12 protein-coding genes are annotated in these 15,452 nt (G+C 49.1%); 5 read left to right on the top strand and 7 right to left on the bottom strand.

Going from position 1 to position 15,452, the window contains the following annotated elements; genetic code table 11:
* Position 1: 1 nt before the first annotated feature.
* A complete protein-coding gene (locus tag AC0YOA_RS08715; protein ID WP_475786272.1) occupies positions 2 to 3,019 on the bottom strand; it encodes an S-layer homology domain-containing protein in 3,018 nt (1,005 codons plus the stop codon).
* 612 nt (positions 3,020 to 3,631) lie between these two features.
* Here AC0YOA_RS08715 and AC0YOA_RS08710 point away from each other — a divergent pair.
* On the top strand, positions 3,632 to 4,192 hold the full coding sequence (locus AC0YOA_RS08710; RefSeq protein WP_475786271.1) for a cupin domain-containing protein: 561 nt from the start codon (positions 3,632 to 3,634) through the stop codon (positions 4,190 to 4,192).
* Between the two features lie 315 nt (positions 4,193 to 4,507).
* Here AC0YOA_RS08710 and AC0YOA_RS08705 read toward each other — a convergent pair whose 3' ends face one another.
* The 3 genes from AC0YOA_RS08705 to AC0YOA_RS08695 all read right to left on the bottom strand — a co-directional run bounded on the left by AC0YOA_RS08705 (position 4,508) and on the right by AC0YOA_RS08695 (position 7,285).
* Positions 4,508 to 5,860: an esterase/lipase family protein gene (locus tag AC0YOA_RS08705; protein ID WP_475786270.1), complete on the bottom strand. Its 1,353-nt coding sequence runs from the start codon at positions 5,858 to 5,860 to the stop codon at positions 4,508 to 4,510.
* A 502-nt stretch (positions 5,861 to 6,362) separates the two neighbouring features.
* Positions 6,363 to 6,635, bottom strand: coding sequence for a DUF4386 domain-containing protein (locus AC0YOA_RS08700; protein ID WP_475786269.1), 273 nt, complete (start codon positions 6,633 to 6,635; stop codon positions 6,363 to 6,365).
* A gap of 98 nt (positions 6,636 to 6,733) precedes the next feature.
* Positions 6,734 to 7,285, bottom strand: a complete 552-nt coding sequence (locus AC0YOA_RS08695) for a glutathione peroxidase (RefSeq protein ID WP_475786268.1) — start codon at positions 7,283 to 7,285, stop codon at positions 6,734 to 6,736.
* A gap of 310 nt (positions 7,286 to 7,595) precedes the next feature.
* On the opposite strand from AC0YOA_RS08695, the gene AC0YOA_RS08690 reads away from it, so the two are divergent.
* On the top strand, positions 7,596 to 8,060 hold the full coding sequence (locus tag AC0YOA_RS08690) for a CHRD domain-containing protein (RefSeq protein ID WP_475786267.1): 465 nt from the start codon (positions 7,596 to 7,598) through the stop codon (positions 8,058 to 8,060).
* Positions 8,061 to 8,212: 152 nt separating this feature from the next.
* On the opposite strand, the gene AC0YOA_RS08685 is transcribed toward AC0YOA_RS08690, so the two are convergent.
* Complete coding sequence (locus AC0YOA_RS08685) at positions 8,213 to 10,183, bottom strand: 5'-nucleotidase C-terminal domain-containing protein (protein WP_475786266.1); 1,971 nt, start codon at positions 10,181 to 10,183, stop codon at positions 8,213 to 8,215.
* Between the two features lie 512 nt (positions 10,184 to 10,695).
* On the opposite strand from AC0YOA_RS08685, the gene AC0YOA_RS08680 reads away from it, so the two are divergent.
* The 3 genes from AC0YOA_RS08680 (at position 10,696) to AC0YOA_RS08670 (ending at position 12,703) form a co-directional block, all read left to right on the top strand.
* Complete coding sequence (locus AC0YOA_RS08680) at positions 10,696 to 10,860, top strand: MerR family transcriptional regulator (protein ID WP_475786640.1); 165 nt, start codon at positions 10,696 to 10,698, stop codon at positions 10,858 to 10,860.
* A 71-nt stretch (positions 10,861 to 10,931) separates the two neighbouring features.
* On the top strand, positions 10,932 to 11,120 hold the full coding sequence (locus AC0YOA_RS08675) for a hypothetical protein (protein ID WP_475786265.1): 189 nt from the start codon (positions 10,932 to 10,934) through the stop codon (positions 11,118 to 11,120).
* On the top strand, positions 11,117 to 12,703 hold the full coding sequence (locus AC0YOA_RS08670) for an MFS transporter (protein WP_475786264.1): 1,587 nt from the start codon (positions 11,117 to 11,119) through the stop codon (positions 12,701 to 12,703). The genes AC0YOA_RS08675 and AC0YOA_RS08670 overlap by 4 nt, the downstream gene beginning before the upstream one ends.
* Before the next feature lie 131 nt (positions 12,704 to 12,834).
* On the opposite strand, the gene AC0YOA_RS08665 is transcribed toward AC0YOA_RS08670, so the two are convergent.
* Together AC0YOA_RS08665 and AC0YOA_RS08660 are read right to left on the bottom strand one after the other, a co-directional pair.
* Positions 12,835 to 13,746 (bottom strand): phytanoyl-CoA dioxygenase family protein, encoded by a 912-nt coding sequence (locus AC0YOA_RS08665; protein WP_475786263.1) that lies wholly within the window; start codon positions 13,744 to 13,746, stop codon positions 12,835 to 12,837.
* Between the two features lie 83 nt (positions 13,747 to 13,829).
* Complete coding sequence (locus AC0YOA_RS08660) at positions 13,830 to 15,428, bottom strand: ABC transporter substrate-binding protein (protein WP_475786262.1); 1,599 nt, start codon at positions 15,426 to 15,428, stop codon at positions 13,830 to 13,832.
* Between the last annotated feature and the right edge of the window lie 24 nt (positions 15,429 to 15,452).

The raw sequence follows: 15,452 nt of genomic DNA, 5'->3' as shown, positions 1-15,452 counted from the left end.
GCTAGCGCTCCATTTGCTTCAAGAAGTTATAGATGAGCTGCGCCGTATCAGAACGCGCGCTGCCGGCTTTCGGATCGAACTCGTTGCTTCCTCTGCCGTTGATGAGTCCTGCCTGTTTCGCTGCGCTTACTGCATCCTGAGCCCATACGGAAATGCTCGAGCTGTCGGCAAATGGTTCGCTGCCGGTATCAAGTGCAGTCCCTGTTTTGAATTCAAAAGCATGAACGATCAGCAAAATCATTTCCTCACGCATAATGGTCGCAGTCGGATCGAATTGATTATCGCCGCGTCCGCTGATCAGCTTCGCTTCGAACAAAGCCGCAACTGCGCCGGCATAATAGCTGCCCGGATCAACATCCGTGAAGCTTGTTTGCTGCTCTGATTTGAGCCCCAGGACATTCGCCAGCAGCACGGCAAAATCCGCTCTCGTTATTTGCTGATTCGGCTTGAAGGCGGTTTCGGTCATACCGTTCACAATATGCCTGGCCGACAATACCTTGACAGCGCGGTTTGCCCAATGACCGGAAGGTACGTCCAGGAATAATTTGTCATACTCCACTACCTGATAGACGCCCGGTTTCACAAGATCGAAAGTCAACAGGCCATTTTCATCGATATGTCCGCCTATATACTCCAGCTGTTTCGTTTGTTCATTGTAGAAATAAACACCGAGAAGCTCCGGATCCGCTTTGCCGCCGGCAGCAGGCATTGCGATGCTTACAGTCTGGCTGAAGCCAGTTAATTCTTTGGACACTCCATCCTTGTTCACCAACGAAACCTGGAGCTTGAATCCGTCGCCGAACAGTTTCAACTTCAGACTGTCCGAGCTCATCTTGCCGGCTGCATCTGTTTGATCGCCGTTTGCGTGCTGATCGACATGAATGACGATATAAGCACCATTCCCATCGCCAAGCTTCACAGCATCCGCCAGCACTTCGGCCGGAATCGCAATCTCGGCATTCCCGGCTTTGACAAGGAGCCCGCCGCTACCCACGATCGAAATCTGGTCAACGGCAATTTGCAACACCGCTGCGTCCTTCGGCAGCTCTACTGTGACCTGGCCATTCTGGTTGGGCTTCTTGTCCTTCAAATCAACAATAACGGTATCCTTATCCGTCTCAAGGGCAGTGGATGCATTCCCGGAGCTTGTTGATGGTGTACTTGGACTCACAGGCGTTCCCTTAACTTCTATGCCTGGCGAAATATTCCCGGTCAAATCCACTGTCTGAATGGCAACGGTATACTCGGTGCCGTTAGCCAGACTGCCAATTTCAATCCGTTGTTCTCCTTTTGTGACGATGACAGGTGCAGCGGATTGACCTTGCACGCGAACCACCGCATGATCGTAATCGGCATCTGCCGGATCTGCCCAGGTAAGGGTCAGCATGCCGCTGCCTGCGCTCACTTCGGTATTCGTTACTTCTGCAGGCGCTGCCGTGTCAGCCGTTGGGGTACTCGGGATGACAGGCGTCCCCTTCGCTTCCATACCTTGCGATATATTGCCCGACAAATCCACGGTCTGAATGGCTGCGGTATATTCAGTGCCATTGGTCAGGCTGCCGATTTCAACCTGCTGCACTCCTTTTGCCACCATAACGGGTGCCGAGAATTGTCCAAGCACGCGGACAAGCGCATAATCGTAATCCGCATTCGCCGGATCCGTCCAGGTAAGGGTCAGCTTGCCATTGCCTGCGCTGACTCCGATATTGGTTACTTCAGCAGGCGCTGCCGTATCCGCAGCAAGAGTAAAGGCGGCTGCATTCGTGCGGACAATTCCCTCCCCGCCGACTGTTGCCGTATAAATTCCGGCGCCAAAAGCATCGGTATTAACCGGAAAAGTAAAGGAATAAATACCCTGCGCGTCACTCTGCGTTTGGTCGATGTAGGCGATGTTCTCATTCGCATCGGTTACCAGAATCGTAACGTCCCGCGATTGTACATTGGCTGTCTGACCGGCAACCGTGACCACGTTTGTATTGATTTCAACAGAAGCATTGGCGGAAATTTCAACCTGCGGAGCGTCTGCCGGCTCCAATGCCGCAAGACCCCACTGGCCTCTGCTCTTCTTGGACGCTTCATCGTTCGTCGTCCATCCCCATTGACCCCGCTTATCATACCCGCCGTCATTCAATACGGGGTTCATAATTACCTTCTTGCTATCCCACGAATTGGCGATTCCGAGTACACTGAGCGGAATGGCCGCCTCAATCGTATAACCTTTTCCATCTGCATCCTGATGTACGCCCATCGTAATATTCGGGTAGGTAAAGACGCCATTTTGGTATAAATAAAACTGGGGCCCATCGTCGATACCACCGCTTAACACAATTTGTACGTCGCTTGGAATTGTCGTCTGTTTCTTGTCCGGGTAAAGGGCATAATCCAAATCATCCGTACCCAGGAAAATTTCCATATTGTCCCCGTTCCAGATATTGCTTCCGGTGTTGGTATTTCTCATTGGTGTCGGATCTTTGATTTTGGCCCCTACATACAAATTGTCATAGTCATATTTCAAATAAACATCCGCACCGTGCTCATCTCCGTTGGCATCGACCAGGCCTGCGATATTCTCGGCAAACGCACCCTGCCAATCTCCTGTCAGGCCTCCATTCTCGCCGGTTTCAACAACACCGTCGATTGCCACGGGAGCTGCCGCAAAGCTGATGACCGTTTCAGCCGGATACTCGCCGACCGGTCCGCTTGGGCCCGCTGGTATAGTCGGATCATTCGGATCGGCTGTCCCCGGATCGGCAGGATCGCCTGGATTCCCGGTTCCCGGATCTGTTCCCGCAGTGTATATCACTTCTCCGGGACCTGTCATAATGCCGTCCGTTTGCGAAATCCCCGATTGATAAACCATATAATCGGTATTCTCCAATGCATCAACGAATTTGCCGCTGCTGTCGAATTCAACAGCAACGGCGGCATCCGCATCCGCTGCAGCCGGCTTCATCATGATCGGAAATGTTAGCAATGCCACGATGCAAATCAGTTTGACGAATGTTTTCATGCTTCTCATCCAGCTTTTTCCTCCCGGTATTGAAATGAATTTCTCTTCGTAAAGCTCAAAGATCTGCTGTTTGTAAACCACCCTCTGGATATCCCGCTTTCCATCCCTCCTACAACCTCTTGTTCAACTCGGAGAAAACCGCGTATCGCCATGCGTCAATGAAGCCTGACATGTCTGCGCATCCATTCTAAATTGTAAGAGCGCTTACAATTTCACGCTATGCAGTAACATGATTGACATAACGTTTTTGTGACATCTTTCCAATTTCCCTTGTTTGGCTCCCAATAGAACAAGAAGAAACGGCTGTCGCCGTCCTTTGGCTCCGATGACGGTAGCGGTGTTCGGACCGACTTGCTCTGCCTAAGGATAAAGAGTTCCGCGTTCCACTGCACATAACTCACGTTCATGTGTCCAAATCACTTTTTGACATTTCATTTATTTTTTTTGAAAACTCGCTAAACTCTGGCAGGAACCTGATCCTGACCATAGAATCCTTTACAAAAAAGCGGAAACTTCAATTCAAAACCAGATTAACTAACTGGCTATCCTATTACCTCTTTCCTCTTTACTGGGTGCGGATAACGGCTGAATTTTATAAGTAAGTGACAGGGAGGGAGTCTATTGAGCGGTACCACTGAACGGAAGCTAGCGGGAAGGGAAATTACAGTAGGCAAAACATTGGTTCATCCCGATGGTCGGGCTGTCTCTTTTTTGGCAAAGGGAACGGACGAGAAGGGGGATTTTCTGATCATCGAACATAGCGTTACGCAACAGGGAGCAATGAACGGCCCCCACTGGCACCCGGTACTGACGGAAACGTTCCTGGTAGCGGAGGGTCGTATGCGATTCGTTGTGGATGGGAAGGAGACCATTCTCGAGGCTGGCGGACAACTGACGATTCATCCGAATCAGGTTCATCAATTCTGGAATATCGGCGATTACCAGCTGGTAGCTACTCATGAAATTCGCCCGCCGGGGTTGCACGGGAATATGTTCGTCCTGATTCACAAGCTGGAGTGCGAAGGCAAGCTGACATCAAAAGGAATTCCGCGAAATCCGTTGTGGCTGGGAGTCGCTTGGGAGTGCATTGACGGTTACCTCGCCGGACCTCCCAAATGGGTACAAAAAGTATTATTGGGAGGCTTGGCGAGGTTGGCCAAAGCGATCGGGTACCGGTTTTGATATCGGGGGACAAGGAATATGTCATTTTCCAGCTAAATCTTGTAGAGCGATTGGCGCTTTATTACGAACAGGCGAAGGGAACGCAGTAATTACCATTTGACCGTCTGGTACCTTGAAAGGCACCGTCCTATGGCCTTCCTTTTCCGTTCTCTCTCGGGTTTTGTCGGGAATGGGATTAAGTTCTTGTCATTGAAACTTGACAAGAACATGATCCCATAAAACAAAAATACCGCGATTTCCACGGTATTTAATGAGTCATGTTTTATCACCCGACAATCACGATTGCGAGACTGTCGGAGGTATTCCTCCATCGACTCAGTGGATTTTGTCGAACCAACACACTTTATTTGGTCCAGTAAGCGGAAGCGGTTCTCGATTAAGCCGTATTTCTACGAGTGTAGTTGTGTACGGATGGAAAAAATTCACTCTGCTATCTTTAAGCAAACTGGATAGTTTCAGAGAAGCTTGCCAATTACCATCTTCATCAATTGAATCGGGGATCGCGGATGCTCCTCCGACATATCCACGGTAGGTAACCATGGCAGTTCCAGAAGATGCAATGATTCGCAGTTGGAGACTCTTTAGGGTTTCAACCTTTAATTCACTCAGATTGACATGAAAGCTCCGGAGGCTGGGGTCATTGCTATAAATATGCACGTCCATGTCAAACGCCTGAAGTTCCTGTTCATCTTCATTTTCGCGACTACCTTCAAGCCGGATGTAATAGTCATTAATCGGATCGCCTCGCTCATCAACAGCACGGATCACAAATTGCTGCCATTTCTCAAGATTAGCTAGCGTGCTTCCGGTTCGGCTTGCAGTATAGCCATACCATTCGTTTAGTGCCTGCTCGCTCTCTACCTCAAGTGCTCGATGAACGAAATCGACAAGCTCGTCCGACGGTTCACTCATGATCGTTCCATGGTCAATTCCCTGGATGGGAATCAACGGAATGTCAACATTGCTCCAATTCGAGAATAAAATCCTATCATTCTCCTCCCCGCTCCTTGTTAGATCCAGGGTGATCTTCCGCGTATTTAACGCGCAGCCCGCCCATCTGACTGTACCGTCTGTACCTGGCTCACTAACCAGCCTCTTTATGCCATGGTATCCTTCTGTTCCACAGAAAATAAAGACATACGGCGTATTGTTATTGGGGCCGTAAAAAGGTTTGTTTCCAAGCAAGTCTTTCTCCGCCAATTCCCACGAGAAACGGCTACCGAGCTCAAGGCTGTCCAAGATGCGGTTCCCTGCCTCCAGGAAGTCTGGCCCCAGTTCCTTTCGGCCAACAAAAATACCTCCCAACCAACTGCGACCCTTGTGGGCAAGAGGAGACCCGAAGCTCGCTGGGGCTAAACCGATAAGGTGTTTTAAACGATCCCTCCGTTTGACAAATGCCGAAAGCCATGATCGGATGACCAACATCCCAGTCGAATGAACGATTGCATCGAACTCTTCATCGCCATTTAACCCAATTTTTTCACGGAGTGCTCGATCAAATCCTTCAGCAATGTCGGGAATTGACACCTCGTTAGTTAGAGTCTCATAGGTGATCACATGAATGGTTTCCTTATCATATCCTCGGCTGTAAAGCTTGTTGACCCAAGTTTCAAAGGAGTTGCCTTTACTTGAGTAACCGTGAATTAAGACAACTGGTCGTTTTTTCATAAACGGTCTCCATTTTAATAGAATCTATAACTGTATGATCGGCATCTGACTAAATTTTAATATTAATTGCTTGTCATACGAGGGCACCCCTGCGGGAATATCCAGATTGTCACCGGCTTCTAAAATATGGGTCTTGTCGTCAATATATAAAATTTTTTGTCCGCTACGGAGATTCGTAATGGTATGACCTGAAAATGTCATTAGCAGCCTCCCCCTTGTACCAGGAAAGTGAAAGCAGAATTCGTCCTCTATCTTTTATACTACTTGCTTTGAGCATGGAATGCTATGGAAGCAAATGTCGAAAGAGGTTAAGTATTCGTTTAGCCCGTATTGATGATGACATCAATATCAACCTGTCCAATCCGGTCCTCAAGCTCAAACAGCAGCCCGGAGTTTGCCACATCCGCAACACGATTATCTTGCCCTGTTTCGCCGGGAATGGGATAAAGATCTTGTCAAATCGGTATCCCATAAATGAAAAAACCAATATATAAGCGACTTTTTAATGGGACGATGTTCTCGTCTCTCGACAAGGCTCAATCGGTGCGTACCGGCAGTCTGGGTTAAATCCTTTAATGATTAGCCATATAGCCAAAACCAATTGTTGAACGGCTATTGGAAAGTTCAACATCATGTAGGTTGCATCCAGACCGATGAAGCGAATCATAAATAATAAGCTTGCCAATATGGACAATGTAGACCCAATAAGACCCGAAACTGACAACCAACGTGGAACTAATTTTGTTTGGTAAAATAGGCAGTTAAACAAGAACATAGCAAAACAAGGCTACAGTTATCCGTGTAATAAGTAGCGACAAAGATACAAGTTGACAACCTATTAGCTGGTACAGTTTAAACACCAACCGAATTCATTTACTTTAAAAGAAGAGATTCAATATCTGGCTCTATGCCTAATGGTTCCGTCGCAGTTTCGTATCTACCATAAACATAACCGTTCCGATCTATCAAAAACTTTGAGAAATTCCACTTGAACCCGTCACCGGCGTATATGTCCGGATACTTTTCCTGCAGAAATTCCTGCATCCTTTGACCGTCAAAGGTCTGAGTATCGTATCCTTGAAATGGCGCTTGCTGCGTTAGATATTGAAATAAAGGATGAGCAGATGGTCCCCTAACCTCAACTTTTTCAAATAACGGAAACCTCACTCCAAAGTTGCTCTCACAATATTCATGTACTTCCGAGTTGCTCCCCGGCTCTTTCTCGTTGAATTGGTTACAAGGAAAACCGAGTATTTCAAATCCCTGCTCATGGTGACTTTCATAAAGTTTTTGCAGATCAGCGAATTGGCGAGAATAGCCGCACCTACTGGCAGTGTTGACAATAAGGAGAACTTTTCCACGGTAAATTGACAATTCAACGGGCTTACCGTTAATTGCGTTCACTTGAAGATCATAAATAGACATGAGATCATTCCTCCTCTTTATTATAAATACATAATACAGCTGCAGACTATTATTGGTCTAATATATAATAAAGATATCATTTATAGGTATAAACAATATATTAACAAAACTTTATCACTAATTGCAAAAAGGATGTCCATCCAATATTGCTCCAGTATACTGCCACTTATGAAATCGAAGTCAATGGTTAACTCACTTGACTCCATATTCAGAAAGTAAACAAGATTGTATAGTCTCTTGCCGAAGAAAACTTCATAATAGTTGCCTTGTCAAAGAACCAGAAGTCCTGAATACCAACAGACTTGGACAGATGAACAAGCCATCACCTTCCACTCGGAATAGAATACCGTATCAACGCAAAGGGGTGAAGGATATCAAAACATTCAGGGCTATTTTGAAAGGAAGAAACGAAGTACCTCCTGTAAGAACAATTGCTACAGGAAATGCAGTTTTTCAGCTTAACCGTACTGGTGATAAATTATTTTTTAGACTTGTTATCCGAAATATAAACCGGGTAACTCAAGCCCATATTCATCTTGGGCAAAAAGGTGTAAACGGTCCTGTAGTAGCGTTTCTGTTCGGTCCGTCCAAATTTGGCATTTCCGTGAAACGAGGGGTTATTCGGGGAACCCTGACTCGCAATGATTTAGTCGGTCCTCTACAAGGTAAGACAATCCGTGATCTCGTCCGTGAACTTGAAAGAGGCAACGCCTATGTCAATGTACACACCATACAAAATCCAGATGGAGAAATCCGCGGCCAGATTTTTTCGTAAATCGTACTTGTTCTCCATACATGCCAAAAAGCACCTCTCCAATGGATCGGTGCTTTTTGCAATTCTAGAATCGTTTAAACACCCAAATTTATAACTCAAGACCGCTTAACGAGACTCATCCTCCCATAACGCCCTTCAACCCTAGGCTTATTTTATTCAATCAACCTCCATAGCAGATAGGCGGCTTCCGCACGCGTGAAGCCTTCCTTTGGCTCGAACATATTTTGCAACCTTCCTGTCACAAAACCTTCTTTGGCCAAACCGGCGACCGCAGCTTTAGCCCATTCCGATATCCGGTCGTTGTCAGCAAAATCCGTCGTTTCCGTTTTGGCAACCGATTGGCCCGTGGCTTCCAACACCCATTTCATGATAACGGCCATTTCTTCCCGGGTCAGAGGCGATTCCGAATTCAGACCCTTCAAGCCGTCTTGATTCCATGCCGCTGTGCAATCCATCGAAAATGCTTTATTCAGAAGATCGGCAAGCTCCGTTTGAGATAAGGTTTCACTGGGTGCGAAACGACCTGCGGCTGTACCTTCCATGATCCCTTTGCCGGTTAGTCCGTAAACTCCTTCTTGTGCCCAGTGGCCATACGTAACGTCTGCGAACCCGTTTACCTGGATCCGATTGTCGGTTTTGATGTTAATCTTGCCAAGCTTTTCCGCATAAGCGATAAGCAGTTCCGCATCAGTTAAAGCTTCATTTGCGGCTACGATACTTTTAGCTTTCCCAAACATAGTGTAATTGTCGCCGCCCGTGAACATATAGTTGGACAATGCAAGCTTGTATCGGGCATCTTTGATTACGGGCAGACCGTTAACCTCTGCCTTATCAATCCGCTGTCCCACAGGCTTATCGGAACTATACGAGTACGATATGCCAGAGACTTGCAGGAAGCCGCCTGCTAATTGTTCCGTTGCTGAAACGCCATTCTCAAGGGCGGCGAGCAGCATTTCCCCACTTACGTCCGCCACGACGATTTTGTTGCCGAAGGGCAAGATGGATTTGGCATCCTTTAAAGTGAAATCTCCTTTTTGGGCGCTTGCGCGGATGCCGCCGCCGTTTGCGAATGCGATGTCGGTTTTATAGTAATCCTTGTAGGCGTCCGCGATCAAATCGCCGATGGCAGTCTCCTGGAAACGGGATTCATGGTTGTCCCCATAGGACAGATCCGTTTCCGTTACGGCAATCGTTTTCCCCAATTCCTTATCCAGCCGGGATTGATACTTTCTAGCCATTTCCGCCAAAGGCGCATCGTCCTTGACGGTTTCGTCCGCCTTCATTATCTCGTGCGCCAGCTTCACTTGTCCGTTGGAGTCCTTGGTAATGTCCAATCGAATTACTGACCCCATGTTCCCCTGGGGAGAGAAAATGAACCTTTTCCCTCCGTCGACATCGTAGACGAACGACTTCTCTTCTGCTTCTTCCTCGGTAAAAACGACCCTGATGTCGGGAATGGCTTGAAGCAAGGATTTATCGTCGATAACCGGTTCCTGGGTCAGCGCAATGATGAGATCGGGCTTCTCAACCTGTTTCATCATCCCAACCGCTTTTTTGGCCGACTCGATAACGCTTAACTGCCTGACATTCTCGACCTGGGTCGTCGTATCCATGGCGCTGGTCAAACCAATGACACCTATTCGAATGCCCTGTCTGTCAAATACTTTATACTCCGGTACTTGGCCAAAAGGCTTCCCGTCCTTGCCAACAAGATTGGACGAAATCCAAGTGAAACGGGAAGCCTTAATTAATTCGAGCGCATTCGCCGTTCCTGCATCAAAATCATGCTGGCCGAAATTCGCCAGATCAAGCGGAATCGCATTAAAGGCTTCAACCATAGGAAAACCTTTGAATACTCCGCCGAAAAGAGTACCGCCGCCCAGGTCTCCGCCGAATGCAACGATTTTATCGTTTTTGACGTTATCAACCAGCGTCTTGATCCGGGCAACTCCGCCCCGGTCTCCAAAATCATCTGACACGGGGCTGATTTCATGTCCGTCATTAAAATACAAAAAAGAAACCGTATCCATCATTTTCGATTCCGCCCGAACCGGTATATCCCAACCAAATGGAACGGTAACAATTAACAGCAATAATATAAAATGAAAAATACGTTTTGACATGTACGCTCAATCCCTTCTTATGAAGCCGAAGAATGCAGGCTTTTTCCTGTATAAGTTTACAGCTAAGTGAAAATATCGTGCCAGAGGTCTTCGGTACCCTTCCTGAGTACCATTGCCGACGATGCTGAACAGCGTATTGATAATCACTTGTGGATTAATATCTGACAAAATCATATTAAACCGGTTTTATAATCGTGATGTTACTGATTTATTAAGTTAATTTGAATATTCCTTCATTTCCCATACCAGTTTTTTTGCCATATAGTGAAACCGGTTTAATATCGAATTAATAGTTTTCCCCATAATGATGGCCTCTGATGAAGCGGAAGATCGCGATGCTGCGATTTTGACATGGCTTTTCGTTAAATTTGACATGCCCTCCTACACAAAATTATCAGAAACTTTATCTTAACACTTGAAGCTTACGCAGCGTAATGTCTTATAATCAAACACACCGGTAAATACCTCGCGCGAAAAAAAGGGGATGATCCATGAAACGAAAGTGACACAGGATCTACAACGAATCGGATATTGAACGCCTGCAGCATATTCTGTCATTGAAGGAGCTCGGCTTGCCGCTGTATCAGGTCAAATCCGTTGTTGCCGGCAAACATTTCAGCCTTTTTGACATCGTTTCCTTTCAAATTGCCAGTCCAAAAGAAAATATAACAGAATAATGAAGCGTTGACCGTTCAAGACTTCATCGGTGAACATCCGAATGAGCCAACCAAGGGAGGAAATATAAATTATGAACGAACGATCTGTAAAGTACGCTACCTTTGTTATCGAGCGGAATTATAGCGCATCGCCGGAGCGGGTATTCGCCGCTTGGTCGGACCCATCGGCTAAATCCCAGTGGTACCCGAAGGCCGACGAGCGCGAGCATGGGATGAAATTTATGTTGGACAAGCTAGGCGAGCAGTGGAAGAACGAATGATGAACGCTGTGAATGGGAATGAGATGCATGCCGGCATTCGGGAATGGACAGGGCTCGCGGTACTAGCCCTGCCCGCTCTTCTCGTCTCGATCGACCTTTCCGTAATGATTCTCGCACTGCCACACATTGGCGCCGATCTCGGCGCGGACAGCGCCCAGCAGCTGTGGATCATCGACATCTACGGCTTCATGCTCGCAGGGTTTTTGATCACGATGGGCACGCTGGGTGACCGGATCGGCCGCCGCAAACTGCTTTTGTACGGCGGGTTGGCCTTTGTAGCAGCCTCGTTATTGGCCGCATTCTCCCGAAGCGCTGAGATGCTTATTCTGGCACGCGCATTACTCGGTATCGCCGGGGCGACTGTATCGCCCTCTACGCTAGCCTTGATAAGCAACATGTTTCGAGACCACAAGCAGCGCTCTCTAGCCGTTGGCATATGGTTAATGTGTTCCATGGGCGGCATGGCGCTTGGACCGGTAGTTGGAGGTATCATGTTGGATCACTTCTGGTGGGGTGCGGTATTCCTGCTGGGCGTCCCGGTCATGTTGCTTCTGGTCATAACCGGGCCGCTGCTGCTGCCCGAGTACCGTCACCCTGAACCCGGTCGGTTGGATTTGACCAGTGTCGCGTTATCGCTGGGTTCCCTCCTGCCGGTCATATACGGCCTCAAGGAAACCGCCAAGCACGGTCTGCAAATAGTCCCTTTGCTGTTCATTTTGACGGGTGCCGTCCTTGGCACTATGTTCGTATTGCGGCAGCGCAGGCTGACGAACCCCCTGCTGGACCTTCGCCTGTTCGCGAGTCCCGGCTTCAGCGCCGCACTGGGAGGTATGTTCGGCATCACGCTGACAGGCGCGACCATGCTCTTCGTCGCGCAGTACCTCCAATTCGTGCAAGGGCTGTCGCCGCTTCAGGCAGGGCTGTGCATGCTCCCCGGTGTAATTGCGTCGATGGCCGGGATGTTCCTCTCGCCGCTCATCGCGCGCCGAATCCGCCCAGCCCGCATTATCGGAACGGGTCTCTTGATCTCGACAATTGGCTGTCTGCTGCTGACCCAAGTTGAGTCCGGTCTCACGATTCTGGTGATCGGATATATTTTCTTCAACTTAGGCACAGCCCCGCTGCCGAGCCTCTCAAGCGACCTGATCATCGGTTCGGCCCCGCCCGAGAAGGCGGGATCGGCGGCCGCCATGATGCAGACCAGTGGCGAATTCGCCTTCGCCCTGGGCATCGCGGTCCTGGGCAGCATCAGCACGGCCATTTACCGCGACCAAGTCGCGGACTCCATTCCTGCCGGCTTGCCGGCGTCCGCAGTACAAGCATCCCGCGACAGCTTGGCCGGTGCCGTGGCCGTAGCTGAAGGCCTCCCCGAGCAGATAGGTACGGCACTTCTCACCGGCGCCAGCGCAGCTTTTACCGGCGGAATGCACGCTGTTGCGGCAGCCAGCGGAGCTATTATGCTAGGTATCATCATCCTTGTCGTGACGCGGCTCCGGCACGTACGACCAATCGGGGAGACTCCGTCTAACCAAACCGGCAGTATCCCAGAAACAGTATTAGGTGCTGCCAAAGAATCAAGTTAGTTGCACTGCATAGTCAGAGATTCTAAGCACCGAAAATCGTTGATTTGTTCTTCAGGAGTTTCGTCCTTGTATAAGGGCAAGTTCGTTGCTTGTAATAAAAAAACACCCGCGAGGGTGCTTTTTTACGATGTTTATCGGTTGAGGGCCCGTTTGACGCTGGCTTCCAAAGGTGAATAGTCCGTGCCATCGTTTCGGTCGAACTTCATCCGCTCTTTCAACGGAGTCGTGCGATTGCACATGAACCGGGTAATGCCGCTATGATTTTGCGAAGGGGTGTGATACAGGAACGGATGGCAGAGAATAACGTCGCCCGGCGATGCTATCGTTTCAATGACCTTCAGACGGGTACCGTGCTCATCGATGTATGCATGGTCCATGAACTTGCCAATCCGATCCTCCCCCGGCAGGAAAGCATCGCCGGCCTGACCCGTCAATGCGGCAAGCCAGGGATGCTGAAGGCTGCACTCGTCGATCCCCTCTTGCGACTCGACTCCCTCCGTCTTGCTTGCCAAATAGCGGGCCACGACCTGATGCGATCCTTCCGCTACCAAGGTCCCGCCACCGTGCTTCCCAATCTCGGAAAATATGCATAAACAGAGCAGTCCCTGCTCCGATGCGTCGACGTAATGGCGAAAATGCGCTCCGTCCCAGTGCCAGCCTGCCGCAGGCACATCCCATTCTTTGTCTCCTCCAAGTCGGAAGTTGACCGGCCACCAGCCCCACGTTGGGTAATTCCGGTTCGGGTCGCCGTTCCAAAGCACCTTCTCCGTCCATCGGCCGACGCCGATCAAGTCTTCGATAGCCCCGCCCAGCCGCTGCGAATTGCATCTGTCGAACGACGGGCTGCGGAATGATTCCTGCACAAACAAGATCGGCTTATCCCATGTTGCCGGATCACCCCGATCGATGCCATACCTTATTAACTGCTCCCATAAGAAATCCTGCGATTCGAGCGCCAGCGCAGTGGGGAATGCCTCCTCCACTTTGACCCAGCCAAGCTCCATAAACTGTTCGATTTGTGAGTCCATCAGTACTTTATTCATGGAAATTCAGTCTCCCTGTTGTCCTGGATTTAAGAAGGGCTAACGCAATTTGCACGTTAGCCCCGGCCGCTATTCCATCCAATTTACTTGGATGCCTTCCACTCATCCAACTGCTTTTGCACTTCCGCGTAAACTTTATCCATGCCGATCGATTTCATTTTTTCCAGGAATTTCGGAAGCACTTCCTCCGGATCAACCGTGCCGGTATGCAGACCAGGCGTGAATTCTTTCACGGCATTCTGGAATGCGGAAATTTCGTTTTTCACCGGTTCGATGTTGAAATTGAAGCCGAGCAGCTTGGATTCTACCGCCTCTCCATTGAACCTCTCGAACTCATTCCATTTTTCCGGATTTTCGTTGTCGAACAGATAATCGTTGAATTGATTTCCGAACATGAAGGGCGTACCCGGGTTATAGCCCGACGTAGTTCCGTCTATTCCTTCCGGGTAGGAAATGATGTTGTCTGATTTTTTGACATAATGCTTGCCCTCGATCCCGAATGAGAGCAAATTGACCAGGTATTTGTCGGTATAGAGCAGGTTCAGGAACATCATGGCTCTCTCCGGATCCTTCGATGTAGCAGAGATCGACATCATGGAACCGAGCGCGTCTCCGGTTGAAATAATTGGCTGCGTGAGCTCGACCTGAACCATCGGAACGCCGTGGGAATTGGTCTTCTCCGCATCCTTGCCGGGCTTGAGCTGATCCGTAAAGGCAAACCATTGGCCCGCTTTGATTGCGCCGTCGAAATCCTGAAGCGTGGCTGCATCTTTGTTAATATAGCCTGCCTGATACCATTTGCGCATCAATTCAAGCGATTCTTTATAACGGGGATCCGCGTAAATATTAAATACCTTCAACTCATCCCCTGCCGCTTCACGGTCGATCGCAGCGCCCCCATCCGTCATGTTCAGCACTAGTTCGGCTTCGTTGCCGAACGCGACCGTATTATCGATAGGATTGACGCTTTTGTTCATTAAATAAGGCGTAATACCCGGCTCGTTCTTCTTGATGATGTCCAGATACGGCTCCAGGTCGGTCAGGGTCTTGATGGTGCTGATATCGATTTTATATTTCTCGACAAGCGCCTTGTTCAGAAGCAGGCCGCGTTGGGACGCGATTTCTTTATTAACCGGCAGGCCATAGTTTTTCCCGTCGTACAAGCCGCCCTTGAGCAGGGCCGGATTAAGAATGGCCTTGGCGTCCTGGCCGTATTTTTCAATCAAATCGTTAATCGGCAGGTACGAGCCTTTCTCGACTCTCGAGAAGTAGTTATCCCATGAGGCTGCCCAGTTAATATCGAAGGCTTCGTTCGATGCGAACTTCAGGTTCATTTTGTCCGGCCAGCTGCCCCAATCGACAATGGTCATTTCCAGCTTCGCATTGATTTTATCCTTCAAATATTTGCTGGCTTCCTCGTTGATGAGCGCGATATCTTTTTGTGGTACGCCCGGCACGAACATCTTAATCGTATACTCCGGCAAATCCGCTGCTGCAGGAGCGTTTGCGGCATCGGTGCCATTGGCTGCATTTGCCGCAGCCGGCTCGGTCCCGCTTCCGTTAGAATCGTCCGCAGGCGGCGGCGTGTTGTTGGCATTGTTTCCGCCGCACCCGGAGAGAACCAAAACGGTCATAATCATTAATGCGAAAGCGGTAAGCCTGACCCTCTTCAAAGCGTTCATGTTTCATCCTCCTAGTAGATGTTA

The organism is Paenibacillus sp. JT22N12 (genome assembly GCF_056269365.1).
This window is presented reverse-complemented; position numbering and strand designations above follow the sequence as displayed.

Coding starts and splice junctions, on each gene's coding strand:
- AC0YOA_RS08715 (WP_475786272.1), bottom strand. CDS start 3,019: ATGAGAAGCATGAAAACATTCGTCAAACTGATTTGCATCGTGGCATTG.
- AC0YOA_RS08705 (WP_475786270.1), bottom strand. CDS start 5,860: ATGAAAAAACGACCAGTTGTCTTAATTCACGGTTACTCAAGTAAAGGC.
- AC0YOA_RS08700 (WP_475786269.1), bottom strand. CDS start 6,635: ATGTTCTTGTTTAACTGCCTATTTTACCAAACAAAATTAGTTCCACGT.
- AC0YOA_RS08695 (WP_475786268.1), bottom strand. CDS start 7,285: ATGTCTATTTATGATCTTCAAGTGAACGCAATTAACGGTAAGCCCGTT.
- AC0YOA_RS08690 (WP_475786267.1), top strand. CDS start 7,596: ATGAACAAGCCATCACCTTCCACTCGGAATAGAATACCGTATCAACGC.
- AC0YOA_RS08685 (WP_475786266.1), bottom strand. CDS start 10,183: ATGTCAAAACGTATTTTTCATTTTATATTATTGCTGTTAATTGTTACC.
- AC0YOA_RS08675 (WP_475786265.1), top strand. CDS start 10,932: ATGAACGAACGATCTGTAAAGTACGCTACCTTTGTTATCGAGCGGAAT.
- AC0YOA_RS08670 (WP_475786264.1), top strand. CDS start 11,117: ATGATGAACGCTGTGAATGGGAATGAGATGCATGCCGGCATTCGGGAA.
- AC0YOA_RS08665 (WP_475786263.1), bottom strand. CDS start 13,746: ATGAATAAAGTACTGATGGACTCACAAATCGAACAGTTTATGGAGCTT.
- AC0YOA_RS08660 (WP_475786262.1), bottom strand. CDS start 15,428: ATGAACGCTTTGAAGAGGGTCAGGCTTACCGCTTTCGCATTAATGATT.